This is a genomic window from Streptomyces indicus (assembly GCF_900100315.1).
Taxonomy (GTDB): domain Bacteria; phylum Actinomycetota; class Actinomycetes; order Streptomycetales; family Streptomycetaceae; genus Streptomyces; species Streptomyces indicus.
Genome location: NZ_FNFF01000013.1, coordinates 38496 through 63562, shown reverse-complemented (window position 1 = coordinate 63562; position 25067 = coordinate 38496). Strand labels below are relative to the sequence as shown.

At 73.3% G+C, this 25067-nt stretch carries 18 protein-coding genes, 1 pseudogene and 1 riboswitch; of the genes and pseudogenes, 5 read left to right on the top strand and 14 right to left on the bottom strand.

The genetic code is table 11. The features are described from left to right. Positions 1-9: 9 nt before the first annotated feature. The 4 genes and pseudogenes from BLT97_RS26845 to cobM all read right to left on the bottom strand — a co-directional run. Positions 10-639, bottom strand: a pseudogene (locus BLT97_RS26845) (precorrin-8X methylmutase); the annotation flags it as partial. Next, a complete protein-coding gene (gene cobJ / locus BLT97_RS26840; protein WP_093614596.1) occupies positions 636-2387 on the bottom strand; it encodes a precorrin-3B C(17)-methyltransferase in 1752 nt (583 codons plus the stop codon). The gene cobJ and the pseudogene BLT97_RS26845, both read right to left, overlap by 4 nt. Next, a complete protein-coding gene (cbiE, locus tag BLT97_RS26835) occupies positions 2384-3748 on the bottom strand; it encodes a precorrin-6y C5,15-methyltransferase (decarboxylating) subunit CbiE (protein WP_425442769.1) in 1365 nt (454 codons plus the stop codon). Before cbiE ends, cobJ begins: the two co-directional genes overlap by 4 nt. Beyond that, positions 3745-4575: a precorrin-4 C(11)-methyltransferase gene (gene cobM / locus BLT97_RS26830; protein ID WP_093614594.1), complete on the bottom strand. Its 831-nt coding sequence runs from the start codon at positions 4573-4575 to the stop codon at positions 3745-3747. The genes cbiE and cobM overlap by 4 nt, the downstream gene beginning before the upstream one ends. Before the next feature lie 172 nt (positions 4576-4747). On the opposite strand from cobM, the gene BLT97_RS26825 reads away from it, so the two are divergent. Further along, a complete protein-coding gene (locus tag BLT97_RS26825; protein WP_093614592.1) occupies positions 4748-5470 on the top strand; it encodes a ZIP family metal transporter in 723 nt (240 codons plus the stop codon). 11 nt (positions 5471-5481) lie between these two features. On the opposite strand, the gene cobI is transcribed toward BLT97_RS26825, so the two are convergent. From cobI to BLT97_RS26775, 10 genes are all read right to left on the bottom strand, one after another. Continuing rightward, complete coding sequence (gene cobI / locus BLT97_RS26820; protein ID WP_093614855.1) at positions 5482-6231, bottom strand: precorrin-2 C(20)-methyltransferase; 750 nt, start codon at positions 6229-6231, stop codon at positions 5482-5484. Further along, positions 6228-7745, bottom strand: coding sequence for a cobyrinic acid a,c-diamide synthase CobB (locus tag BLT97_RS26815; protein ID WP_093614590.1), 1518 nt, complete (start codon positions 7743-7745; stop codon positions 6228-6230). Before BLT97_RS26815 ends, cobI begins: the two co-directional genes overlap by 4 nt. Beyond that, positions 7739-8347 carry a cob(I)yrinic acid a,c-diamide adenosyltransferase gene (cobO, locus tag BLT97_RS26810; protein WP_093614588.1) on the bottom strand — a complete coding sequence of 203 codons (609 nt, stop codon included), beginning with the start codon at positions 8345-8347 and terminating at the stop codon, positions 7739-7741. Before cobO ends, BLT97_RS26815 begins: the two co-directional genes overlap by 7 nt. Continuing rightward, complete coding sequence (locus BLT97_RS26805; RefSeq protein ID WP_093614586.1) at positions 8347-10428, bottom strand: putative cobaltochelatase; 2082 nt, start codon at positions 10426-10428, stop codon at positions 8347-8349. Before BLT97_RS26805 ends, cobO begins: the two co-directional genes overlap by 1 nt. A gap of 82 nt (positions 10429-10510) precedes the next feature. Continuing rightward, positions 10511-14158, bottom strand: a complete 3648-nt coding sequence (gene cobN, locus BLT97_RS26800; RefSeq protein ID WP_093614584.1) for a cobaltochelatase subunit CobN — start codon at positions 14156-14158, stop codon at positions 10511-10513. Continuing rightward, complete coding sequence (locus tag BLT97_RS26795) at positions 14155-15663, bottom strand: cobyric acid synthase (RefSeq protein ID WP_093614582.1); 1509 nt, start codon at positions 15661-15663, stop codon at positions 14155-14157. Before BLT97_RS26795 ends, cobN begins: the two co-directional genes overlap by 4 nt. Next, positions 15660-16682, bottom strand: a complete 1023-nt coding sequence (locus tag BLT97_RS26790; protein ID WP_093614580.1) for a cobalamin biosynthesis protein — start codon at positions 16680-16682, stop codon at positions 15660-15662. The genes BLT97_RS26795 and BLT97_RS26790 overlap by 4 nt, the downstream gene beginning before the upstream one ends. Before the next feature lie 106 nt (positions 16683-16788). Continuing rightward, positions 16789-16930, bottom strand: a riboswitch (adenosylcobalamin (AdoCbl) riboswitch). Positions 16931-17097: 167 nt separating this feature from the next. Continuing rightward, a complete protein-coding gene (locus BLT97_RS26785; RefSeq protein ID WP_093614578.1) occupies positions 17098-17319 on the bottom strand; it encodes a hypothetical protein in 222 nt (73 codons plus the stop codon). Between the two features lie 33 nt (positions 17320-17352). Then, a complete protein-coding gene (locus BLT97_RS26780) occupies positions 17353-18624 on the bottom strand; it encodes an inorganic phosphate transporter (RefSeq protein WP_093614576.1) in 1272 nt (423 codons plus the stop codon). Between the two features lie 154 nt (positions 18625-18778). Beyond that, a complete protein-coding gene (locus BLT97_RS26775) occupies positions 18779-19483 on the bottom strand; it encodes a lysozyme (RefSeq protein ID WP_245769562.1) in 705 nt (234 codons plus the stop codon). Positions 19484-19670: 187 nt separating this feature from the next. Between BLT97_RS26775 and BLT97_RS26770 the strand changes: the two genes are divergently transcribed. The 4 genes from BLT97_RS26770 to BLT97_RS26755 all read left to right on the top strand — a co-directional run bounded on the left by BLT97_RS26770 (position 19671) and on the right by BLT97_RS26755 (position 24866). Further along, positions 19671-20342, top strand: a complete 672-nt coding sequence (locus tag BLT97_RS26770; protein ID WP_093614572.1) for a class II aldolase/adducin family protein — start codon at positions 19671-19673, stop codon at positions 20340-20342. Between the two features lie 62 nt (positions 20343-20404). Continuing rightward, positions 20405-22219, top strand: a complete 1815-nt coding sequence (locus BLT97_RS26765; protein ID WP_245769561.1) for a PP2C family protein-serine/threonine phosphatase — start codon at positions 20405-20407, stop codon at positions 22217-22219. A gap of 329 nt (positions 22220-22548) precedes the next feature. Next, complete coding sequence (locus tag BLT97_RS26760; protein WP_093614570.1) at positions 22549-23625, top strand: ABC-2 transporter permease; 1077 nt, start codon at positions 22549-22551, stop codon at positions 23623-23625. A 113-nt stretch (positions 23626-23738) separates the two neighbouring features. Next, entirely contained in the window at positions 23739-24866 is a 1128-nt protein-coding gene (locus BLT97_RS26755; RefSeq protein WP_093614568.1) for an alpha/beta hydrolase, read from the top strand. The last annotated feature ends 201 nt before the right edge of the window (positions 24867-25067 follow it).

Here is a 25067-nt window from a genome sequence, read left to right as displayed (position 1 = left end):
TCGGGGTTGAGGGCCCGGCGGGTGGTAGAGCAGGGCGTTGAGCGCGGCGGCGGCCACCGCGGAGCCGCCCTTCTCGGAGATGTTGCTGACGGCGGGCAGCCCGCTCTCGCGCAGCGCCGCCTTGGACTCGGTCGCCCCGACGAACCCGACGGGCAGACCGATCACCAGAGCGGGCCGGGCGTCCAGCGTCAGGAGCTCCTCGAGCGCGGTGGGCGCACAGCCGATCACCCACAAGGCGCCCGGTCCGACCTGCTCGTAGGCGAGCCGGACGGCGTGCGCCGAGCGGGTCAGGCCCGGCCCGGACCTGGCCTCCTTGAGCCGGCAGACCGTGTCCCGCCGCGTGATGCCCGCCGCGACCATCTCCACGTCCACCACCACGGGCGCGCCCGCGTGCAGCGCGGCGTGCGCGGGCACGAGCGCGGCCTCGTCGGTGACGAGATCCGTGGCGTAGTCGAGGTCGGCGGCCGAGTGGATGACCCGCTCGACGACCGCCCGGGTCAGCGGAGGGAAGTGCGAGGTGTCGAGCCGCGCGCGCAGTCTGCGGAAGGACTCCTGCTCGATGGGGTGCACGACCCGTTCGTACGCGGGCGGGTGCGCCTGCGCCGTACCGTCACCGAGGCGCGGATCCAGGGTGCTCATCGGCCGGCCTCCGTCGCCTCGGTACGGGCCGCGGTGGGCTCCTGCTGCCAGCGGTAGCCGCGCGGGGTGACCATGCGGCCGGCTATCTCGCGCGTGGCCGTGTTCCCGACCGTGACCACCGTCATCATGTCGACGGTCGCCGGGTCGAGCGCGGCCAGCGTCGACAGGCGTACGGACTCGTCTGCACGCGAGGCGTTGCGCACGACGCCCACCGGTGTGCGCGGTGCGCGGTGCTCGGCGAGGATCCCGAGGGCTTTCGGGAGCTGCCAGTCGCGGCCCCGGCTGCGCGGGTTGTAGAAGGTGACGACGAGATCCGCCTCGGCCGCCGCCCGCACCCGGCGCTCGATCACCTCCCACGGCGTGTGCAGATCGGAGAGGCTGATCGACACATGGTCGTGCCCGAGCGGAGCACCGAGCAGGGCTCCGGCCGCGAGGGCGGCGGTGACGCCCGGCACCCCGACGATGTCGATGTCGTCCCCGGCCTCCGCGAGCGCGGGCGAGGCCATCGCGTACACCCCCGCGTCCCCGGAGCCGATCAGGGCGACGGCCTGCCCCTTGCGCGCCTCGGCCACGGCGGTACGGGCCCGCTCCTCCTCGGCGCCGAGCCCGGACTCCAGGACCACCGTGCCGGGCCTGAGCAGGTCGCGGATCTGGTCCACGTACTGGTCGAGGCCCACCAGGACGGCGGCGCGGCGCAGTTCGTCCTTGGCGCGGGGGGTGAGCAGATCGCGCGCGCCGGGGCCGAGCCCGACGACCGCGAGCCGCCCGCGCGCCGCCGTCCTGACCACCGCGCAGGTGGCCATCGCGGCACGCCCCTCGGGCGTCGACTTCCGCTTGGGCACGAGGAGTTGTCCGCCCCCGGCCAGCGCCGCCGCCTCCGCGACGGAGGGGGTGCCGACGGCCGCCAGGGGAGCGTCGGAGGGGTTGGGTACGGCCACCGCGGCCAGTTCCTCGGCGCCGTAGGTCACGACCGGCACCCCGAGCCGCGCGGCCGCCTCGACGATCCCGGGCTCGTCCGCCTTGGCGTCGACCGTGGCGAGACGGGCGACGGAGCGGACGCTCAGACCGGCGTCCGCGAGCGTCTCGGTGATGAGCCCGAGCACCTCGTCCACGGGGGCGCTCTTGGAGGCACCGACCCCGACGACGAGGGAGGGCGGACGCAACACGACCTCGTGCGCGCCTAGTTCGACGGTGCGGTCGGTGAGGTGGAGGCGGGCGCGGAGATCCGTGCTGGCCGAACCCACCTCGACCGCCCGTACGTTGGGCGGCAACGCAGGCAGCGGCCAGCCGAAGTCCGCGCTCAGTTCGACGGGTTCGCCGTCCAGGATCGCCCGGCTCACCCCCGCCACATCGCCCTCGACGGGCAGGCCGAGCGTGTCGAGGCCGGCCATGCCCACGGCGTCCGTCGCCGTCGTCACCACCGGCTCGGCGCCGAGCACCTCGGCCACCTCGTGCGCCAACGCGTTCGCCCCGCCGCCGTGGCCGCCGACCAGGGACACGGCGAACCGGCCCGCCTCGTCCACGCACACCACACCCGGGTCGGTGGCCTTGTCGGACAGCAGCGGCGCGAGCAGCCGTACGGTCGCGCCGACGGCGAGGAAGCACACCACCTGGGCGCACTCGCCGAACGCCCGCTGCACGGCCGGGCCCACCGGGCCCTCGTACACCCGGACCCGCCCGGGCCAGGCGGCGGCGAGTCGGGCGCTCGCCGCCGCTCCCGCGGCCGTCGCGGAGATGAGGCCGATCACGTGAGGTCTCCTTCGTACCGTTGCACCGGACTCCCTTGAGCCGGCTGCGCCTGCGGGTGCGCAGGCTGTCGCGTGGTGGGGTCGATCCGGTCGCCCCACAGCAGGAACACCGGATTGGCGGCCGCGAGCCGCGTCACGTCGCCCGGCAGCGGAGCCAGGCGCGAGGATTGGAGCAGCACGCCGTCGACCGCGAACCCGGACAGCGCCTTGCGCACCTGCGGCACCCGGTCGAGGGCGGCGAGCGCCACCACCACGGTGCGCCGGGCCCGCCGGGCGCAGACCCGTACGATCGACGCCAGCTCGCTGCCGCCGCCCCCGATGAACACGGCGTCCGGGTCGGCCAGATGGGACAGCACGGTCGGTGCCGCGCCGTGCACGGCACGCACGTCCACACCGTGCGCCGCCGCGTTCGCCCGGATCCGCTCGACACCGTCCGCGGTCTTCTCCACCGCGACCGCCGCCGCACCGAACCGGGCGCACTCGATCGCCACCGAGCCGCTGCCCGCGCCCACGTCCCAGATGAAGTCACCGGTGCGCGGCCCGAGCCGGGCGAGCGCGAGGGCCCGCACCTCGAACTTGGTGATCATCGAGTCGCGATGCGTGAACTCGTCCTCCGCCAGCGCCCAGCGGGCCGGAGTGCGCCGAGGGCCCGCCACCGTACGGACGGGGGAGAGCACGCGTGCCTCGTCCAGGCAGAGCACCACGCTCACCGCGTCCCACTCCCGCTCGGCCGCCTCCGCGGGCGTGACCCGCTCCAGCCGCTCGCGCTCCGGGTCGCCGAGCGCGCTCGCGACCAGGAGCACCCGGGACTCGGCCCGGTGCACCAGCTCCATGCCGAGCTCCTTCGGCCCGGCCCCCGGACCGGTGAGCACCGCCGTCTTCGGGTGCGCACGGCACACGTTGACCGCCGTGCGCAGATCGCGCCCGTGCGCGCTCACCACCACCGCGTCGTCCCAGGGCAGCCCCGCCTTCGCGAACGCGGCCGCGACCGAGGACACCCCGGGCCGTATCTCCAGCGCATCCGGCCCGAACCGCTCCGCCAACGCCCGTACGATCCCGAAGAATCCGGGATCGCCGGAGGCGAGCACGGCCACCCGGACCTCCGCCTCTTCGCGCCGCTCCTCGATCAGGTCGAGTGCGGGCGCGAGCGGGCCGAGCACGATCTGCTCCACCCCGGCGTCCAGCAGGCCGCCGATGACGGCCGCGTCCAGATGCCGCTTCCCGCCCACCGCGACCGTGGCACCGGCCAGCAGCGCGCGGGCGCGTGCGTCCGGCGCCGCGCCGTCCGCACCCATGCCGACGACCGCGATGCTCCCCGCCCGACCGGGCGTCCCGGCCGTCCCGGGCGTCCCGGCCGTCATGACCCGGACGCACCTTGCGCACGAAGGGACTTGCGGGCTTCCGGGTCGGCCTTGCGGTAGCCGTGGAAGTGACCGGGGTGGTACAGGTGCGAGCGCGTGCCCGTGGCGGACAGGGCCGGGCCCACCAGGAACAGCGTGTGCTTCCAGAGCTTGTGCTCCTTGACCGTCTCCTCCAGGGTGCCGACCGTGCAGCGCACGACGAGCTCCTCGGGCCAGGTCGCCTGGTACGCCACGACCACCGGCGTCGAGGTCGGGTAGCCGCCTTCGAGCAGCTCGCGCACCAACTGGCCCGAGCGCGCGGCCGACAGGAAGACCGCCATGGTCGTGCCGTGCCGCGCGAACTCCCGTACCTCCTCGCCCGGCGGCATCGGCGTCTTGCCGCCGCCGAGCCGGGTCAGGACCACCGACTGCGCGACCTCCGGAATCGTCAGCTCGCGCTGCGCGAGCGCGGCCACCGCGGAGAACGCCGAGACACCCGGCACCACTTCGGTCTCCAGACCGATCGCGGTGCAGCGGTCCAGCTGCTCCTGCGTGCCGCCCCACAGCGCGGGGTCGCCCGAGTGGATCCTGGCCACCCGCAGTCCGTCGCGCAGCGCCCGCTCGTAGACCGCGACGACGTCCTCGAGGGACATCGTCGCCGAGTCGAGTATCTCGGCCTCGGGGCGTGCGTGCTCCAGGACTTCGGCCTGCACGAGGCTGGCCGCCCAGATCACGATGTCCGCGTCGGCGATGGCCCGCGCCGCCCGGAACGTCAGCAGATCGGCGGCGCCGGGCCCCGCGCCGACGAAGGTGACCTTGCCGGTCACGGGAGCGTCCTCGGTTGCCATGGGGTGGGTCCTTCCAGGGTGTTCAGGGTGGTTCGGCGGGGGAGTCGCGGACCGCTCAGCTACAGCGGAGCACGGATGCGACGGGGGCGTGGCGCAACTCGTCCGGGGCGGCCTCGGCCTTTCGCGGCGAGCCGTGCGGGCGAGCGCGCGCGGCATCGGCTAGCAAGGGCGCATGGCGGTGTTCGTAGCGCTCGGCGCGTTTGTGATGACGCTGGTCGGAGGGTGGACGGCGCAGCGCGTCACCGACCGCAGGCACCTCGTCCTCGGACTGGCCGGCGGCCTGATGCTCGGGGTCGTGGGCCTCGACCTGCTGCCCGAGGCGATGCACGCGGCGGGCCGCGAGATCTGGGGCGTACCGCAGGCGCTGCTGCTGTTCGTGGGCGGCTTCCTCGCCGCCCACCTGCTCGAACGGCTGCTCGCCGCACGGCAGGCCGCGCACGGCGCGGACGGCGGACGTGTCCCGCAGGTCGGCCTCGGCGCGGCCTCCGCGATGGTCGGCCACAGCCTCATGGACGGCATCGCGATCGGCGCCGCCTTCCAGGCGGGCAGCGCCATGGGCCTGACCGTCGCGCTCGCCGTGGTCACCCATGACTTCGCGGACGGCTTCAACACGTACACGATCACGCGTCTGTACGGGAACGCCCGCCGCCGGGCCGTCGCCATGCTCTTCGCAGACGCTGCGGCCCCTGTGGTGGGCGCGGCCTCCACGCTGCTGTTCACGCTGCCCGAGGAACTGCTCGGCTCCTATCTCGGCTTCTTCGGCGGCGCGCTGCTCTACCTGGCGGCGGCCGAGATCCTGCCCGAGGCCCACCACGACCACCCCGGCACCTCGACGGTCCTGTGCACCGTCGCGGGTGTGGGCTTCATCTGGCTGGTGGTGGGGGCGGCGGAGTGAGAGGCCGGGCGTCACAGCTTGCCTCCGCGTCCGCCTGAGCGCCGCGCGGGGGCGATCAGCGTCGACAGATAGGGCAGCGGGGCCTCGGCCAGCTCACTCGCCGGACGGATCGACTCCTGGGGGAGCCCGAGGGCCGAACCCCACACCGCGCCCTCCGTGCGGCCCGACTCGCGCAGTGCGGTGGCCACTTCCCCGGCCAGCCGCCCGAACTTGTACGCCACCACGGTGCCGGGACCGTCGAGGGCGTCCTTCAGGGCCGCCGACCCAGCCGTCACCGGCACCAGCGTCAACGGCTCGGTGCCCTCGGTCAGTACGGCACCGCTGCGCGCCGCCAGGTCCTGCATCGCCGTGATCCCGGGCACGGTCTCCACGGCCACGTCCGGCGCCAGTTCGGCGATGGTCTGCGCGAGATACGTGAACGTCGAGTAGACGTTGGGGTCCCCGATCGTCGCGAAGGCCACCACCGCGTGCGCGGCGAGCAGCTCGGCCACCCGTGCGCCCGCCGCGTCCCAGGCGGCCTCGCGCCGGCCCCGGTCGGACCGCTCGTTGAGCGCGAACACCACCCGGACCACCTTCTCGCGGCCCACGTACTCGAGGACCGTGGCCTCGGCGCGCCCCGGCTCCCCGCCGTCCGAACCGTCGGCGGCGGCCATCACGGGCACCACCACGACATCGGCCTCGCGCAGCGCGCGCACGCCCTTGACGGTCACCAACTCCGGGTCGCCCGGGCCCACTCCGACCCCGATCAGCTTCCGGCTCACCGCGCTGTCCACTGCGCACACCTCTCCACGAACCTGCGCGCCGCCGACGGCAGCGCGGCGGCATGGGTGTGCAGATAACTCGCGTGCACGCCCTCCTGTACGAACCCTTCGACCCTGCGCTCCGGGGCGTGCAGACCCCACGCGGGCAGCGGCCCGGCGCCGGGCTCGACCGCCGTGCGGTGGAACTCGTGTCCCCGCACCCGCGTCCCGGCCGGTGCGAGCACGCTGTCCGACACGGCGACCGCGTCCCGGTAGCCGAGCGTCAGCCGCTCCGTCATCCGCGCCTCGGCGTCGAGCACCCCGCACATGGGGGCGCCGTCCAGCGAGCGCGCCAGGTACAGCAGGCCCGCGCACTCGGCCGCCACGGGCGCGCCGCCGCGCGCGAGCTCCGCCACGGACTTGCGCAGCCGCTCGTTCGCGGCCAGCTCCGGCGCGTGCATCTCGGGGAAGCCGCCGCCGATCACCAACCCCGCCGTTCCGTCCGGCAGTTGCTCGTCCCGCAGCGGGTCGAAGGGCACGACCTCGGCACCCGCGGCGGTCAGCAGCTCGGCCTGTTCCGCGTACGAGAACGTGAAGGCCGGTCCGGACGCGAGGGCCACGACGGGCCGGCCCGGCACGACTCCGGCACCCGCGGGCATGGTGGTGGCGACTGCTCCGGCGCCCACGGAGTCGCCCGAGGGGCCCGAGGTGGCCGAGGCGCCTGAGGTGCCCGCCGGCGCACCCGGCGCGGCAGCTCCGGAGAGGTCTGCCGCCAGCGCGGCCTCCGGCGACCACGGCTCGACGTCCAGCACCGGCGCACTGCGCGCCAGCGCGAGCAGCGCCTCCAGATCGCAGCCCTGCCGCACCTGCTCGGCCAGAGCGGCCACCGACGCCAGCGCCTCCGCGGACCGCTCGGCCACCGGGACGAGCCCCAAGTGCCGTGACGGCTGGCTCACTTGGGGGACCCGGCGCAACGCGCCGAGCACCGGCACCCCGGCCTCGTCCAGAGCCTGCCGCAGCAGCTCCTCGTGCCGGTCGGACCCGACCTTGTTCAGGATCACCCCGGCCACCCGCACCTGCGGATCCCAGGACGCGAAGCCGTGCACCAGGGCCGCCACCGACCGCGACTGCGACGAGGCGTCCACGACGAGCACCACCGGGGCCCCGAGCACCTTGGCGATCTGCGCGGTCGAGGCCAGCTCGCCCTGCCCCGACGCCCCGTCGTAGAGGCCCATCACGCCCTCCACCAGGGCCAGATCGCAGCCCTGCGCACCGTGCGCGAACAGCGGCGCCACCAGATCCGTACCGCACAGGTAGGCGTCGAGGTTCCGGCCGACGCGGCCCGTGGCCAGCGCGTGGTAGCCGGGGTCGATGTAGTCGGGCCCCACCTTGTGCGGGGACACCGCGAGCCCGGCCGCGGTGAACGCGGCCATCAGCCCCGTCGCCACGGTCGTCTTGCCGCTGCCGGAGGAGGGCGCCGCGATCACCAGGCGGGGGACGGCCCCCGGCCCCGCTCCGGAGCGGGGGCTCACCATTCGATCCCCCTCTGGCCCTTCTGCCCGGCGTCCATGGGGTGCTTGACCTTGGACATGTCCGTCACGAGGTCCGCGAACTCCACCAGCGCCTGCGGCGCGTTGCGCCCCGTGATGACCACGTGCTGCGTCCCGGGCCGGTCCCGCAGCACCGAGACCACCTCCTCGGTGTCGATCCAGCCCCAGTGCATCGGGTACGCGAACTCGTCGAGCACATAGAGCCTGTACGTCTCGGCGGCGAGGTCGCGCTTGACCTGCTCCCAGCCCTCGCGGGCCTTGTCCTCGTTGCTCATCTCGCTTTCGGCGGGGGCGCGCTGGATCCACGACCAGCCCTCGCCCATCTTGTGCCAGTCCACCGCGCCGCCCTGGCCGGAGGCGCCGAGCACCTTCAGCGCGTTCTCCTCGCCGACCTTCCACTTCGCCGACTTGACGAACTGGAACACCCCGATCGGCCAGCCCTGGTTCCAGGCCCGCAGCGCGAGCCCGAACGCGGCCGTCGACTTGCCCTTGCCGATGCCCGTGTGGACCACGACCAGCGGGCGGTTGCGCCGCTGGCGCGTGGTGAGTCCGTCGTCCGGCACCACGGCCGGCTGTCCCTGCGGCATCAGGCGGCCCTCCGCTCGCCACGGTTCATGTTCTGCACGTCCTTCACCAGGCCGGCGATGGCGTCGGCCCGCAGCTCGTCGAGCGTGACGACGCTGCCGCCGAGGTTCTGCGCGAGCTGCCCGGCGAGCCCGAGCCGCACCGGCCCAGACTCGCAGTCCACGGTCACCGTGGCGATGGACTCGGCCGCGAACAGACCGGCCGCGCGCGCCGCCCGGGCCACCGGCTCACTGCCGCCGGTCGCCCGCCCGTCGGTGACGACCACGACCAGCGGCCGCCGTACGGGATCACGCAGCCGCTCCACACGCAGCACCTCGTGCGCCTTGAGCAGCCCGGCCGCGAGCGGGGTGCGCCCGCCGGTGGGCAGCGCCTCCAGGCGTACGGCGGCGGCTTCCACGGAGGACGTGGGCGGCAGCGCGACCTCCGCGTCCGCACCCCGGAAGGTCACGAGCCCCACCTTGTCCCGCCGCTGGTACGCGTCGAGCAGCAGCGAGAGGACCGCGCCCTTCACGGCGCTCATCCGCTGCCGCGCCGCCATCGACCCCGAGGCGTCCACGACGAAGAGCACGAGATTGCCCTCGCGTCCCTCACGCACGGCCTGGCGCAGGTCGTCCCGGCGCACCACGAGCCCCCGCCCGCTGCGTCCGCGCGCCCGCTGGTGGGGCGCCGCCGCCTGCACGGTCGCCGCCAAGTGCAGCTTGGTGAGCGCCCCTTGGGGCCGGCGCGCCCCCGTGGTGCGGCCCTGTTCGGTGCGCGCGCGGGACCGGCGGCCGGCCGCGCCCGCCCCGGTGCCGGGCACGCTCAGGAGCTTGGCGCGGAACGGCTCAGCGGCCGCGGCGGGCCGCTGTTCGCCGGTCCCGGGCGCGCTGCGCTCCTCGCGGTCCTGCGGGGACTCCTCCGGTGCCGGGCCGGCGGGGGAGGGCAGGTCGGGACCGGAGGCGTCGGGGGACTGGCCGCCGTCTTCGGGTGACTGCCCGCCCCCGCCGGGGCCGCCACCGCCGTCGGGCCCGTCCGGATCGTCGTCACCGTTCCCCTCGCCGTCGGGGCTGTCCGAGGGCTGTGCGTCCCCGGGGCCGAACTCCTCGAGCGTCTGGTCCAGTTTGTCCTCGTCGAGACCGGGTGCGTCGAACGGGTTGCGCCGACGCCGGTGCGGCAGCGCGAGCAGCGCGGCCTGCCGCACGTCCTCCGCCGTCACGTCCTCGCGCCCGGCCCAGGCGGCCAGCGCCGTGGCGGTGCGCGCCATGACGATGTCGGCGCGCATCCCGTCCACCTCGAACGCCGCGCAGGTGGCCGCGATCTGCCGCAGCACCCCGTCGCCGAGCCGCACGGAGGGCAGCAGCGCGCGGGCGGCCGCGATCCGCGCCCGCACCGCCTGCTCCTCCTCGGCCCAGCGCGCGGCGAAACCGGCCGGGTCGGCGTCGTACGCGAGCCGCCGCCTGACCACCTCGACGCGGTGGTCGGGCTCGCGGGAGGCCGAGACCTCGACCGTCAGGCCGAAGCGGTCGAGCAACTGCGGGCGCAGCTCGCCCTCTTCGGGGTTCATCGTCCCGACGAGCAGGAACCGCGCCGCGTGCCGTACGGACACCCCCTCGCGCTCCACGTACGAGGCGCCCATCGCCGCCGCGTCCAGGAGCAGGTCGACGAGGTGGTCGTGGAGCAGGTTGACCTCGTCCACGTAGAGGATGCCGCGGTGGGCCTCGGCGAGCAGGCCGGGCTCGAAGGCCTTGACGCCTTCGGCGAGGGCGCGCTCGATGTCGAGCGCCCCGACGAGCCGGTCCTCGGAGGCGCCGACGGGCAGCTCCACCATGCGCGCGTCCCGCCGGTCCGAACCGGCCGCGTCATGCGGGCCGTCCGGGCACTGGGCGTCCGGCGCGAGCGGATCGCAGGAGAACCGGCACCCGGGCACCACGTCCACCGCGGGCAGGAGCGCCGAAAGCGCCCGCACCGCCGTGGACTTGGCGGTGCCCTTCTCCCCACGCACCAGGACACCGCCCACGGCGGGGGACACCGCGTTGAGCAGCAGGGCGAGCCGCAGGTCGTCCTGGCCCACGAGGGCCGTGAAGGGGTAAGGGGTGTTGCTCACGCCGTCTCCTCGCGCAGTTGAGTCCCGCAGAACGGGTGGGGTCCGGTGGGTGCGCCGTCGGGGCCGGTGGTCGTGACGCGCCTCATGCGTCCCCCTCCAGATCCCCTTCGAGCTCCAGGTACGTGGCCCGCAGCTGCTCCAGCGTGGCGGCGTCCGGCTCCGCCCACAGCCCCCGCTCGGCCGCTTCGAGCAGCCGCTCGGTGATGCCGCGCAGGGCCCACGGGTTGGACTTGCGCATGAACTCCTGGTTCTCCGGCGCGAACACGTACTCCGTGGCCAACTTCTCGTACATCCAGTCGTCCACGACCCCGGCCGTGGCGTCGTACCCGAAGAGGTAGTCCACGGTGGCGGCCATCTCGAACGCCCCCTTGTAGCCGTGCCTGCGCATCGCCGCCATCCAGCGCGGGTTGACCACCCTGGCGCGGAACACGCGATGTGTCTCCTCGCCGAGCGTGCGCGTCTTCACCTGATCCGGCACGGCCGAGTCACCCACGTACGCCTCGGGGGACGCACCCGTGAGGTGGCGCACCATGGCCACCATCCCGCCGTGGTACTGGAAGTAGTCGTCGGCGTCGACGAGGTCGTGCTCGCGCGTGTCCACGTTCTTCGCCGCGACCGCGATCCGCCGGAAGGCCGTCTCCATGTCGCCGCGCGCGGCCCGCCCGTCGAGCCCGCGCCCGTACGCATAGCCGCCCCACACCGCGTACACCTCGGCGAGGTCCGCGTCCGAGCGCCAGTTGCGCGCGTCGATCAGCGGCAGCAGCCCCGCCCCGTACGCCCCGGGCTTGGACCCGAAGATGCGCGCGGTGGCCCGCCGCCGGTCGCCGTGCTCGGCGGTGTCCTCGTCGGCGTGCGCCCGTACGTAGTTGCGGTCCGCGGGCTCGTCGAGCTCCGCCACCGCCCGTACCGCGTCGTCGATCAGACCCACCACGTGCGGGAAGGCGTCCCGGAAGAAGCCGGAGATCCGCACCGTCACATCGATCCGCGGACGGCCGAGCTCCTCCAGGGGCACGACCTCGAAGCCGGTGACGCGCCGCGAGGCGTCGTCCCACACCGGGCGGCAGCCGAGCAGCGCGAGGATCTCGGCGATGTCGTCGCCCTGCGTCCGCATCGCCGAGGTGCCCCACACCGTGAGCCCGACCGACTTCGGGTACGCACCCGTGTCCGCGAGATAGCGGGCCACCAGTGAGTCGGCGAGCGCCTGGCCCACGTCCCAACTCAGCCGGGACGGAATGGCCTTGGGGTCCACCGAGTAGAAGTTGCGGCCGGTCGGCAGCACGTTCACCAGGCCGCGCGTCGGCGACCCCGAAGGGCCTGCGGGCACGAAGCCGCCGTCGAGCGCGCGCAGGATGTGCCCGATCTCGTCCGTGGTCCGGGCGAGCCGCGGCACGACCTCCTCGCAGGCGAACCTCAACACCGCGACGGCGTCCGGCAGTTCGACGCCCACGACCTCCCGCACGAGAGGCGCCACCGCGTCGGCCGCCCAGGCGCGCTCCTCCATGCCCTCCGCGAGCCGCCGGCACAGCTGCTCCAGGAGGTCGAGCGCGTCCGAACCGGTCCGCGCCGGGCCGTCGACCAGCGCGGTCAGCCCGTCCGCCACCTTCACCGCGGCCCCGGGCTCGGCCAGCAACTCCTTCTCGACCAGCCCGAAGTGCTCGGCCAGACAGGCCCGCAGACCCGGCAGCGCATGCGCGGTGCCGCCCCACACCTGCGAGGCCCGCAGCACCGCGAGCACCAGGTTGACCCGCGGCTCGCCCACCGGGCCGCCGCCGAGGATGTGCAGCCCGTCGCGGATCTGCACGTCCTTGATCTCGCACAGATAGCCGTCGATGTGCATGACGAACTCGTCGAAATCGTCGTCGTCCGGCTGATCGTCCACATGCAGGTCGTGGTGGAGCTCGGCGGCCTTCACGAGCGTCCAGATCTGGGCCCGCACCGCCGGCGCCTTCGCCGGGTCGAGATCGCTCACCAGGGCGTACTCGTCGAGCAGCTGCTCCAGCTTGGCGAGATCGCCGTACGTGTCGGCGCGGGCCATCGGCGGCACCAGATGGTCCACCACCGTGGCGTGTCCGCGCCGCTTGGCCTGGGTGCCCTCACCCGGGTCGTTGACGATGAACGGGTAGATCAGCGGCAGGTCGCCGAGCACCGCGTCCGGCGCGCAACTCCCGCTCAGACCAAGGCCCTTGCCCGGCAGCCACTCCATCGTGCCGTGCTTGCCCATGTGCACGATCGCGTCGGCACCGAAGCTGTTCTCCAGCCATCGGTACGCCGCCATGTAGTGGTGCGAGGGCGGCATGTCCGGGTCGTGGTAGATCGCGATCGGGTTTTCGCCGAAGCCGCGCGGCGGCTGGATCATCACCACGACGTTCCCGAACTGGAGGGACGCGAGCACGATGTCCTCGCCGTCCACGTACAGCGAGCCCGGCGGCTCGCCCCACGCCTCGACCATGGCGTCGCGCAGCTCGGGGTCGAGGCGGTCGAACCACGCCTGGTAGTCCGCCAGCGGCACCCGCGCCGGAGCGGCCGCCAACTGCTCCTCGGTCAGCCACTCCACGTCATGTCCGCCGGCCTCGATCAGCCGGTGGATCAGCTCGTCGCCCTCGGCCGGATGCCCCTCGACCCCGTACCCCGCGTCGCGCAGCGCGTCGAGCAGCCGCACCGCCGAGGCGGGCGTGTCCAGGCCGACCGCATTGCCGACCCGTGAGTGCTTCGTCGGATACGCGGTGAAGACCAGGCCGAGCTTCTTCTCCGCGTTGTCCTTGTGCCGCAGCCGCGCATGCCGCACCGCGATCCCGGCCACGCGCGCGGCCCGCCCGGCGTCCGCCACGTACACGGGAACGTCGTCCGGGCCCTGCTCCTTGAACGAGAACGGCACGGTGATGAGCCGCCCGTCGAACTCGGGGATCGCCACCTGCATCGCCGCGTCCATGGGGGAGAGCGCCGCGTCGGACTCCTCCCAGGCCGCACGCGAGGAGGTGAGGCAGAGTCCTTGCAGGACAGGGATGTTCAGCTCGGCGAGCGCGCCGATGTCCCAGGCCTCCTCGTCACCGCCCGCCGACGCCTCCGAGGCATGCGTGCCGCCCGCGGCGAGCACGGTCGCGACCAGCGCGTCGGCCCGGCCGATCAGCTCGTACAGCGCCGGGTCGGCGCCGCGCAGCGAACCGCAGTACACCGGCAGGGCGTTGGCCCCCGCCTCCTCGATCGCCTCGCACAGCGTGTCCACGAACGCGGTGTTCCCCGACAGTTCGTGCGCCCGGTAGAACAGCACCCCGACCGTGGGCCGCCCCTCGACGAAGGCGCGCTCACCGCGCACCCCGAACTCGGGCATCTTCTGGGGCTCGGCGAAGCCCTCGCCGGTCAGGAGCACGGTGTCCGAGAGGAAGCGCGCCAGTTCCGCCAGATTCCCCGGCCCGCCTTCGACCAGATACCGCAGCGACTCCGCGACCACCCCCGCGGGCACCGAGGACTCGGCCATCAACTCGGCGTCCGGCACCGACTCCCCGCCGAGGAGCACCGTCGGTATCCCCGTCGCCTTGAGCGCGGCGAGCCCGTCCTCCCAGGCGCGCTTGCCGCCGAGCAGCCGTACGACCGCGAGGTCCGCGCCGTCGAGCAGCCCGGGCAGCTCCTCGGCCACGTCCACCCGCGTCGGATTGCCTATGCGGTACGGCGCGCCGGACGCGCGGGCCGCCAGCAGATCCGTATCGGCGGTGGACAGAAGAAGAACCGTCATGAAGGAGCCCCCGGAGCGATGAAGGGGAGACCGGTGGGTGCACCGGTCTCGATCAGCCTGAGCAGCGCGGAGGTGTCCGCGTGCTCCTCGATGAGGTCGCCGAGCCGGTCCAGCTGCTCCTCGCGCAGCGCACCGAAGCTCGTGTCGGCGGCCGGCACGAAACGCCGGCCCGCGTCCGCCGCGACCGCGCGCAGAAACGCACGCCGGAACGCGTCGCTCTCCAGCGACCCGTGCCAATGCGTCCCCCACACGGCACCGACCCGGCAGCCGTCCAAGAACGGCGCTCCGCCGAGCACTTCGGCGACCCCGTGATGAATCTCGTAACCCTCGACGTTTTCGCCCAGTGCCCTGCCCACCGGACGCGTCAGCGTCTTCTCGCGCCGGAAGCGGACCCGGACGGGCAACAGGCCCAGTCCGTCCACCGCTCCCGCGCGGGACTCGATCTCGTCCTCGATGTGCTCGCCCAGGATCTGGAACCCGCCACAGATCCCCAGAATCGGGCGTCCCTCGGCTGCCCTGCGCCTCAGCGCCGACTCGAATCCCCGCCGTCTCAACCACTCCAACGCCGCGACGGTGCCGCGAGTTCCCGGGATCACGACGAGATCGGCGTCGACCAATTCCTCCGGCCGGTCCACGAATCTGACCACCACACCGGGCTCGGCCGCGAGGGCGTCCACATCGGTGAAGTTGGACATCAGCGGGACGGCGCAGACCGCGACCCGCAGCAGTTCCTCGCCGACCGGCGGCGCCACTTCCGACTCGCGCACGGCGCCGCGCAGCGACACCCGCAGGCCGTCCTCCTCGTCGATGCCGAGCCCGTGCGCGTACGGCAGGACGCCGTAAGTCTCGCGTCCGGTCAGGCTCTTGAGCATGTCGAGGCCCGGCTCGAGCAGCGAGACGTCCCCGCGGAACTTGTTCACCAGATACCCGGCGACCAGCTCCTGGTCCTCCTTCGCGAGCAGCGCCGTCGTACCGAAGAAGGAGGCGAACACCCCGCCACGGTCGATGTCGCCGACCACGACCACCGGGAAGCGGGCGGCCCGCGCGATCCCCATGTTCACGATGTCGGTGCGCCGCAGATTGATCTCGGCCGGGCTGCCCGCGCCCTCGCAGATCACCGCGTCGTACGAACTCCGCAGCTGTTCGAGGCAGTCCACGACCGTCCCGAGCAGCGACTCCTGCCGCCCCCCGTGGTAGCCGCGCGCACTCATCTCGCCCACCGGCTTGCCCATCAGGACCACCTGGCTGGAGCGGTCGCTGCCGGGCTTGAGCAGCACCGGGTTCATCAGCGCGGTCGGCTCCACGCGTGCGGCCTGGGCCTGCATCGCCTGCGCCCGCCCGATCTCCGCACCTTCGCGCGTGACAAAGGAGTTGAGGGACATGTTCTGCGCCTTGAACGGCGCGACCGACACCCCCTGCCGCGCCAGCCAGCGGCAGATCCCGGCCGTGACCACACTCTTGCCGGCGTCGGACGTGGTCCCGGCGACCAGCAGCCCACCGCTCATGACGTGCCTCTTTTCTTACGTGGACTACGTGTCCTACGTGGACTACGTGGACTCCGCGGACCGCGCGCCGAGAGTGCACCGAGCCGACCGCGGCCCACAGCCCCACTCCCCGCCGCACACACCGCCAGCGCCAGCCAGTTCACCCGGCGCGCGAGCCGCACGGCCCGCTCGATGTCCGCCACCTGGACGGCGCGCCCGGCGTGGTTGAGGACCGGGCGGTGCTCCACTCGACCCCCGTACGAGAGAACACCCCCCAGCCGTACGCCGAGCGCGCCCGCGAAAGAGGCCTCCACCGGCCCTGCGTTGGGGCTCGGGTGCGCCCCGGCGTCCGCCCGCCACGCCCGCACCGCGCCCCGCGGATCGTTCCCCGCGAGGGCGGCGAGCGCGGCCGTGAGCCGGGCGCCGGGCCAGCCGGCCACGTCGTCGAGGCGGGCCGAAGCCCAGCCGTAGCGGCGGTACTTGGGGGACTTGTGGCCGACCATCGCGTCGAGGGTGTTCACGGCGCGGAACCCGAGCAACCCGGGCACCCCCGCCACCGCACCCCACACGAGGGCGCCGACCACCGCGTCCGAGGTGTTCTCGGCCACCGACTCGACCACGGCCCGCGCGATGCCCGCCTCGTCGAGCGCCTGCGGGTCACGGCCGCACAGGTGCGGAAGGCGCTCGCGTGCCGCCTCGACATCGCCCGCGTCCAGGGCGGCGGCGATGGCGCGGGCTTCCCGTGCGAGCGAAGTGCCGCCCACCACCGTCCAGGTGGCGGCGGCGGTCAGCGCGACGGAGGCGGCGGGGGAGCGGCGTACGGCGGCGGAGGCCAGCGCGCCCAGGGCCACGGCGCCACCGGCGCACACGGCGGTGTGCGCGGCACCGGCGGCCTTGTGGTCACGCCACAGGACCCGCTCGACAGCGCTCGCGGCACGTCCGAACACGGCGACCGGATGCCCACGGCGCGGATCGCCGAGGAGCAGATCACCGAGAAGGCCGGCTGCGGCGCCGTACGCGAACGTGCGATCGGCACCCACGGGTCAGCCCGCCGATACGCCTCGAAGAACCTTCGTACAGGAAGTACGCGCCGTGCTTCCCGGAATGGTCAGTGGCAGAGCAGAGCAGCCGCGCATCGCGTCATGTCCTCACTCAGGGTGTCCGCGCCCTGGTTCGACGGAAACGGCAACGAGAGTTCCTGGCTCCCGGGATCAACTCCCGGTCACAGTGGCGGGACCGCGCCGGATTCGCACCGGCTTCCTCTCCTGCTGCCGTATTGGCTCCGGAAGTCCACCACGCACCGCGAACACCCGTCAACTCGGCGTTGACCTGCGGCGGAAGAGTGTGCGCAGGGACACAGCGGTGAAGTGCGCGGGGTCGGGGGCGGAGCAGAACTGCCCTGGGGCCGATCCGGAAGGAGCGGCCCCAGGGCAGTGCGAAGCGACGCGTCGCGACTCAGGTGACGATCAGGAAGATCCCGTACGCCACCGCCGCCGCGCACAGCGCGAAGCAGGCGTACGCGCCCGTGCGGGCCAGGGCGGCCGAGCCGCCCCGTGCGGCGGCCGCCTCCTGCTTGGAGAGGCCCATGATGCCGAGGGTGAACAGGCCCACGAGAAGCACCGTGGCCAGAAGGCTGACGCCGAAGACGGAGCCCAGAGCTGCCCAGTCGATGTTCATGCTGCTGATTCCTTAACTGTCGGGCGGCCGCGGTCAGGCGGGCGCACCGGCCGGCTGCGTGGAGTCGGCAGCGGGCGGGGCCGAGATGGTGGTCTTGACGCCGGAGGCGGCGGTGCCGTCGGCGACTTCCGAGGCCAGGGTCGGCGGCGGGGTCACGGCGGCGATCGCGGTGGTCACGACGCCGGGCTCGTCGGAGGAGACCGGCTCGACCTCGTTGACGTTGGTGTGGTCGACGACCTGGCGGCGCGAGTACAGCCAGATCGCGGCGCAGGAGACCACGAGGAAGGCCGCGACGACCGCGACACCCCAGTCGCCCTGCCGGGCCACGAACTCGGCGCCTGCGGCGACCAGACCGGCGGCCGGCAGCGTCAGGCCCCACGCGACGAACATGCGGGTCGCGGTCGACCAGCGCACGACGCCGCCCTTGCGGCCGAGGCCCGCACCCATCACGGCACCCGAGCAGGAGTGCGTGGTGGAGAGCGAGAAGCCCAGGTTGGAGGAGGCGAGGATGACCGCGGCGGCCGAGGTCTGGGCGGCGAAGCCCTGCTGCGGCTGCAGGTCGGTCAGGCCCTTGCCCATGGTGCGGATGATGCGCCAGCCGCCCAGGTAGGTGCCGAGCGCGATGGCCAGACCGGCGGAGACGATCACCCAGACCGGCGGGTTGGAGCCGGGCGCGAGCGCGCCGCCGGCGACCAGGGCCAGGGTGATGATGCCCATCGTCTTCTGGGCGTCGTTGGTGCCGTGGGCGAGGGAGACCAGGCCGGCCGAGGCGATCTGCCCGGCGCGGTAGCCCTTCGCCGAGGACTGCTCACCGACGTTCTTGCCGAGCTTGTACGTCAGGCGCGTGGCCAGCATCGCGGCCACACCGGCCACGAGGGGCGCGGCGATCGCGGGGATCAGCACCTTGGTGACGACGACGTCGCCGTTGACCCCGCTGAAGCCGATCGAGGCGACGGTGGCGCCGATCAGACCGCCCATGAGGGCGTGCGAGGAGCTGGAGGGGAGGCCGACCAGCCAGGTCAGCAGGTTCCACAGGATGGCGCCGACGAGCGCGGCGAGGATCACCTCGGGTTGGATCCCGTCCTCTCTCACCAGGCCGCTGGAGATCGTCTTGGCGACCTCGACCGAGAGGAAGGCTCCGACGAGATTCAGGACGGCGGACATGGCGACCGCCGCCTTGGGCTTCATGGCGCCGGTCGAGATGGTCGTCGCCATCGCGTTGGCGGTGTCGTGGAAACCGTTCGTGAAATCGAACACGAGAGCTACTGCGACGACAAGCGCAAGAAGCAGCGTGAAGTGTTCCATTTACCCAGGCAATCGTTCGATGTCAGTGGCTGGACGAACGTAGGCAACCTGAGTGAACGGAAGGTGAACTGGGTCGGGCGTCAGGGTGTCCCGATGTGGAGGTGGCGCCACCTCGCGAGCCGGGCGAAAGGCGCCAACCCCCGCAGAGTCGGGCTCAACGGCCACGCGCGAACCGCTTCAGCTGCCCCGTCGAGCCGTTGAAGAGATTCTGATCACCCGGCAGCCGCCCCCCGTTGTCGTACTGCCAGAAGGTCGGGTACGACCAGCCCGCGGGCAGCGGTCCCGGTGAGGAGCTGTAGCGGGCGAGCCACAGCGCGTGATTGCCGCCGAAGCCCGCGTAGTCGCCCGTGCACTTCTTCCACCAGTTCGTATTGGTGTAGATGACGGGCCTGCGGCCGGTCTGCCGGAGCGTCTCGTCGCTGTAGGCGCGGATCCAGGCGACCATCTTGGTCTTGCTCAGGCCGTAGCACTTCTTCTTGCCGTACGGGTTGTACTCGATGTCCAGCGCGGGCGGCAGCGTCCACCCGTCGCCCCGCCAGCCGCCGCCGTTGCGCGCGAAGTAGCGGGCCTGGGTGGTTCCGGATGACTTGTTCGGCAGGGCGAAGTGGTAGGCGCCGCGGATGATCCCGGCGTTCCGCGAGCCGTTGTACTGCTGGTTGTAGTACGGGTTCTTGTACGTGTGCGACTCGGTCGCCTTCACGTAGACGAACTTCGCGCCTTTGGCCTTGGCCTTCTTCCAGTCCACGCTCTTCTGGTGCGAGGAGACGTCGTGCCCCCTCGGCTTCGAGGCCGCCGAGGCCGGCGCCTCCAGGAGTGCCGTTCCCCCCAGCGCGAGCGTCGCGGCGGATGCGGCCAGCATGCGGATGCGGCGGCTGCGACTGCTGCGGCGTGACGAAATGCCACGAGCCATATTTCCCCCCGGATGGCGACGTGCATGACAAATCCCCCAGAGGGTAGCGGGGGCGCCCTCTTTGCCCGTCGATCTTCGGCCAGTCCGGAGACTCGGGCGGTGGCCTGTACGGGGATCTCCGTACGAGGATCTGCGTATGACACAGCGGCAATGGCAGGACGAGGACATCGCGCAGGCCTGGGCGGAGCTGGTCGCGACCGCCCGCAGGACGGCCGACGAGGGGCTGGTGGTCGGGACCTCGGGCAATGTCTCGGTGCGCGTGGCCGACCTCGTCCTCGTCACGCCGAGCGGCGTCCCCTACGGACAGCTCCGCCCGCAGGACGCGATCGCCGTCCGGCCCGACGGCCGGCAGGTGCTCGGCGACCTCACCCCCACCAGCGAACTCCCGCTCCACTTGGCGCTGTACCGCGCGACCGACGCACGCGCCGTCGTGCACACCCACGCCGTCCACGCCACCGCCGTCTCCACGCTGGTGGACGAGCTCCCGCCGGTGCACTACATGACGGCGGCCCTCGGCGGGGTGGTCCGCGTGGCCCCGTACGCGCTCTACGGCTCCGAGGAATTGGCCGAGAACATGCTGGGCGCCCTTCGCGATCGCACCGGTTGTCTACTTCAGAACCACGGCACGGTCACATACGGAGCCACCCTCGCCCAGGCCTACGACCGCACCGCCCAGCTCGAATGGATGTGCCGCTTGTGGCTGACGGCGAGCTCCCTGCCGGGCCGTATGCCGCGGCTGCTTTCCGAGGGCGAATTGCAGGAGGTGGCGGAGAAGCTGCGGGGGTACGGGCAGCGGCCGCAGGGGTGAGGCCGAGCTCCACAAGGCGGCCCGGAGCACTTTCAGTGATCATGAAGGAGCCCTGAACCGGCATGGACACGGAGGTCGGCGGCCCTATGGCGGACCAGTCACAGCCCGGCGCCCGGGCGGCCGACGCACCCGGCACGGACAAGCGGCAGCAACTGGCCCTGCATGCCATCGAGGATCTGGTGGCGGAGCAGCAGCGCCGGATCGGGGAGTTCACCGCCCGTGCGGCGGCCGGGACGCCGGAACCTGGGCCTCCGCGGCGGCACACGGACCACCCGCCCCTGCCGGGACCATCCGTGCGCGAGCTCTTCGACGCCCTGCCGGTAGCGGCGCTGCTGGTCGCTCCCGTCCTCGACGAGCAGGGGGAGATCGAGGACTTCCTGTACGTCGGGCAGAACGCCGAGGCCTGGCGCTACGCCGACGAAGTGGTCCCGGACACGACCCTGCCACCCTGGCCGGGCCGCCCGGTGCCGCTGTTCGACCGCTTCCCCAACATGGTCCGCACGGCGGTGCCCGACCTCCTCATCGAGGCCCACCGCACCGGACGACCACAGGGACCCGCGCCCGTCGAGTGGTTTCTGCGCGGCGGTGACGGCACCGTAGTGCGGCTGAGCAACGCCGTGCGCGCGGACCGCTGCGGCACGTACTTGCTGCTCAGTTGGGAGCGCGGCCACCGCACCGAACTGGCACGCGCGGCCCAACGGCTGGCCCGGGCCTGCTGGGCCGAGTGGAACCTCGGCGACGACACGGTGCTCGCGTCACTCGGCGCCCGTCACGTGCTCGGTCTCCCTCCCGACGAGCCCGTGCCGCACCTGGTGGAGCTCGCACGGATGACAGATGCGGAAGGGCAGGCGGGGCTCTACCGGGTCCTGTACGACGTGGCGTTCCGGCGGCGCGTCGCCGAGTGCCGGCTGCCGCTCACCTCGACCGGGGACCGGATCATCCATTTCCGGGCCGAGCCCGTACAGCTGCAGGACGGGCCGGTGTGGGGCGTACGCGCGTCGATGATGGACATCACACGGGAACACCTCAACCGCGAACGGGCCCAGGCCGCGCAGCAGGAGGCACAGCGCCAGCGCGAACGGGCCCAGGCACTCGCGGATGTGGCCGCGACCCTGCGCGACGCGGTGCTGCCGCGCTTCCCGGCCGAGCTGGCGCAGTACGGCCTGGAGACCGCGGCCGTGTACCGGCCGGACGCGGGGGCCGGGATCGGCGGCGACTGGTTCAAGGCACGCCATCTGCCCAACGGCCGCATCCTGATCGCCGTCGGCGACGCCCGCGGTCACGGACTGGAAGCCGTGACGCTGATGGCCAAGCTCCGCTACGCCCTGGCCGGACTCGCCTTCACCGGGGAGCCGGTCGAGCAGCTGGCCGCGTGGCTCAACACCATCGCGTACGACGACGGCGAGGAGTCCACCACGACCGCGGTCATCGCCCGTTACCACCGGGAGCGGTCCCTGCTGCGCTGGGTGTGCGCGGGCCACCCGCGGCCGGTGCTGCTGCGGGCGGGGAAGGCGGGGCAGCTGCCGGATCCGCCCGGCGGTCCCGGTCTGCCGCTGGGGGTGCTGCCCGATGCCTCGTACCGTGCGACCGAGGCGTACCTGTCCGAGGGCGACGTGGTGCTGATGTATTCGGACGGCCTGACCGAACGACGCGACGGAGACCCCGACGCCGACGTGGCCCGGCTCCTCGAGGCGGCACAGGAGGCGGCGGCCCACGGGATCGGCCCGGGCCATGACGGTCTGCAGCAGTACGCGGAGGACGTCGTGCAGTCGTTGAGCGGACCTTGGCAGACGGACGACGCCACCCTCCTGGTCCTGCGCTGCGTGCGCCCGCTTCCCCCGGGGGAGGCCGGGTCCGCCGCCGTACGCGAGGACTGAGCCGCCCCTGATCACAGCCCTCGACCGCAGCCCCCGAACCTCCGGAAGGCGGCCGGTGATTCCTCTGGGGTGACGCGGCCGACAGTCCCCGCCGCGCAAGGCCTGTCGGCCTTGACGCGCTTCCTTGGTCCCTTCGTGCGCGGGCCCTAAGTCCCGGATCCCCCGACCGAGGCCTCATGCCCTGTGAGCGGCGTCACTGGCTTCATGGAAGGAGTGGCCGGGGGCGGCAGCCGTACCGGGCCGACACCGGTACGCGGGTCATACCGAGAGGGACAGCCAGGAGAGGACTCCACGTGCGGTACCAGACGGGCCCGGAAACAGAGCAGCGCATGGTCGAGCCGACAGGCAAGGCGGTCCGCCCCGACCCGGCCGGGGAGCCGGCGGGTGAGGAACCGGCACCCCGTTCCCGCGTCCACCTCAAGGCGGCCCTCGTCCTGACCCTCCTGGTCACCGTGTTCGCCGGAGCCCTGGCGGGCATCTACGCCGGTCTCATGGCGAACCCCCATCCGCGGTCCATCCCGGTCATGGTCGTGGGCCGCGCCGACACCACGCAGCGGGTCGTGCGGGCGCTCGACCGGCAACTGGATTCGGCGGTCGAGCCGATGACCCACGGCACATACCGGCAGGCCCTCGCACATGTCGAACACGGCGGCGGTTACGCCGTGCTGCAGTCCGACGGACCGGGCCAGGTCCGCCTCGAACTCTCCGACGCCTCCAGCCCGTCCGTCGCGACCCTGCTGCGCACCGCCGCGCAGAACACGGTGGACGCCACCGGTGTGCCCGTCCACCTGGCCGACCGGCACCCGATGCAGACCTCCGACCCACAGGGCACCGCGCTGTTCTACCTGACCTTCGCGGCCACCGGCATCGGCTTCCTCGGTGCCGGCCAGTTCGCCTCGCACATCGAGGGACTCACCGCCACGCAGCGCATCGGTTTCCTCGCGACCAGTTCTCTGCTCGGCGGCCTGTGCATCCACACCGTGGCCGAGCGGCTCCTCGGGGTGCTGCACATGCCGCTGGTGCTGCCCTGGGCGGTGTTGTCCCTCGCGATGTTCGCCAGCGCGATGATGTTCACCGCCCTGCACGGCCTCTTCGGCAAGTGGGCCATGCTGCCGGGATACGTCCTGACGGTGCTGGTCGGCACACCGTCCAGCGGCGGATCCGTCCCCACCGCGCTGCTGCCCGCCCCGCTGCGCACCCTCGGCGACTGGCTGCCGCAGGGCGCCGCCATGGACGGCATGGTCACCTCCGTGTACTTCCCCGAAGGATTCCCCCTTCTCGCGCTGTTCCGGCTCACGGTGGTCGCGCTGGTGTGCACGCTGCTGTACGTGGCCGCCGCGCGCCGCTCGACCCGGCCGGCTCCCGCACCCGGCCGCCTGCGGGGCGGGCTTGCCCGGGCGCGTTAGGCGCCGGTCCGGTCCGCCGGGCCGGTGGGGTGCGCGCACTCGGGGAACGATGCGCGCACCCCACCGGCCCCCGCCCACTGGCCGAGCCCCGCTCGCGCACCGACACTGGACCCGTGCGCCCCGCCACCGCGACGGCTGCTGCCGTCACTGCCCTGATAGGTGCCGGCGCGGCCGTGGTCGCGGCCGGCCGACACGCCAGCGATGCCGCCCTCAAGGTCTCACCCGGCAGACCCCTGCCCAGCGAGACGGCGCTCACCGTGCATGCGACGGCCACCCACCAGGTCGCCCTGACCCGCGCCCTGGCCTCGCAGCGCCCCGGCGTCTACGGGCTGACCGGACGCGGCTGCCACGCCGTGGTCGGGCCGGTCGTCGAGGACGCCCCGCACCCGGCCGACACCGTCGTACGCCGCCTCGACCGCATCACCCACGGCACCCTCGACGTGGGCACCAAGGTGTGGCTCACCCCCCAGGTGCACCTCGGCAACCCGCGCACCGCACTCGGCCTCGACCACGCCGATGTCGACATCCCCGGCGAACTCGGCGGGCTGCCCGCCTGGTTCGTGCCCGCCGAACGCGACACGTGGGTGATCACCGTGCACGGCCTGGGCGCCACCCGCGAACACCCCATGGTCGTCATGGAGTTCCTGCACGGACTGCGCATCCCGGTGCTCGACCTCGCCTACCGCGGCGACCTCGGCGCACCCCGCTCGCCCGACGGTCTCGCCCACCTCGGCGAGACCGAGTGGCGCGACCTGGACGCCGCCCTGCGCTACGCGGTGCGCTACGGCGCCCGCAACATCGTCGTGCACGGCTGGTCCACCGGCGCCACGATGGCGCTGCTCGCCCTCACCCACTCCGCGCTGCGCGACCGCATCAGCGGACTGATCCTCGACTCGCCCGTCCTCGACTGGGAGAGCACGGTCCGCGCCCTCGCCGCCGCCCGCCGCACTCCGGGCCCGCTGCTGCCGCTCGCGGTCCGTGCCGCACAGGGACGGACCGGCCTGAGCGGCGACCGGACCGCGGGTGCGGCGCGGCCGGGCCCGATCGACGTGCCGGTCCTCGTCTTCCACGGCCCCGACGACACCGTGGCGCCCTGGGAGGCGACGCGCGCATTCGCCGCGCAGCGCCCGGACCTGATCACGCTCCACACCGTGCGGGACGCCCCGCACGGCGCGATGTGGAACGCGGACCCGCGCGGCTACGAGGAGACGATGCGGCGGTTCCTGACGCCGTTGCTGTAGAGCGCGGGTGGGGCCCCTGCCGCGCGGGTGCGGTCTCGGTGGGGCGGCTGCGGTCGGCGGGGCGTCGGAGCGGTTTCCGCACGGCTGGTGCGTCTGCGGCCGAGCCAGTACGGACGCCGGCGACGGCACCCACGCCTCGCACCGCGGCACCCGCACCACGCCTCGTAGCACCTGCGCCCCCGCCCCCGCGCGTCCTCAGCG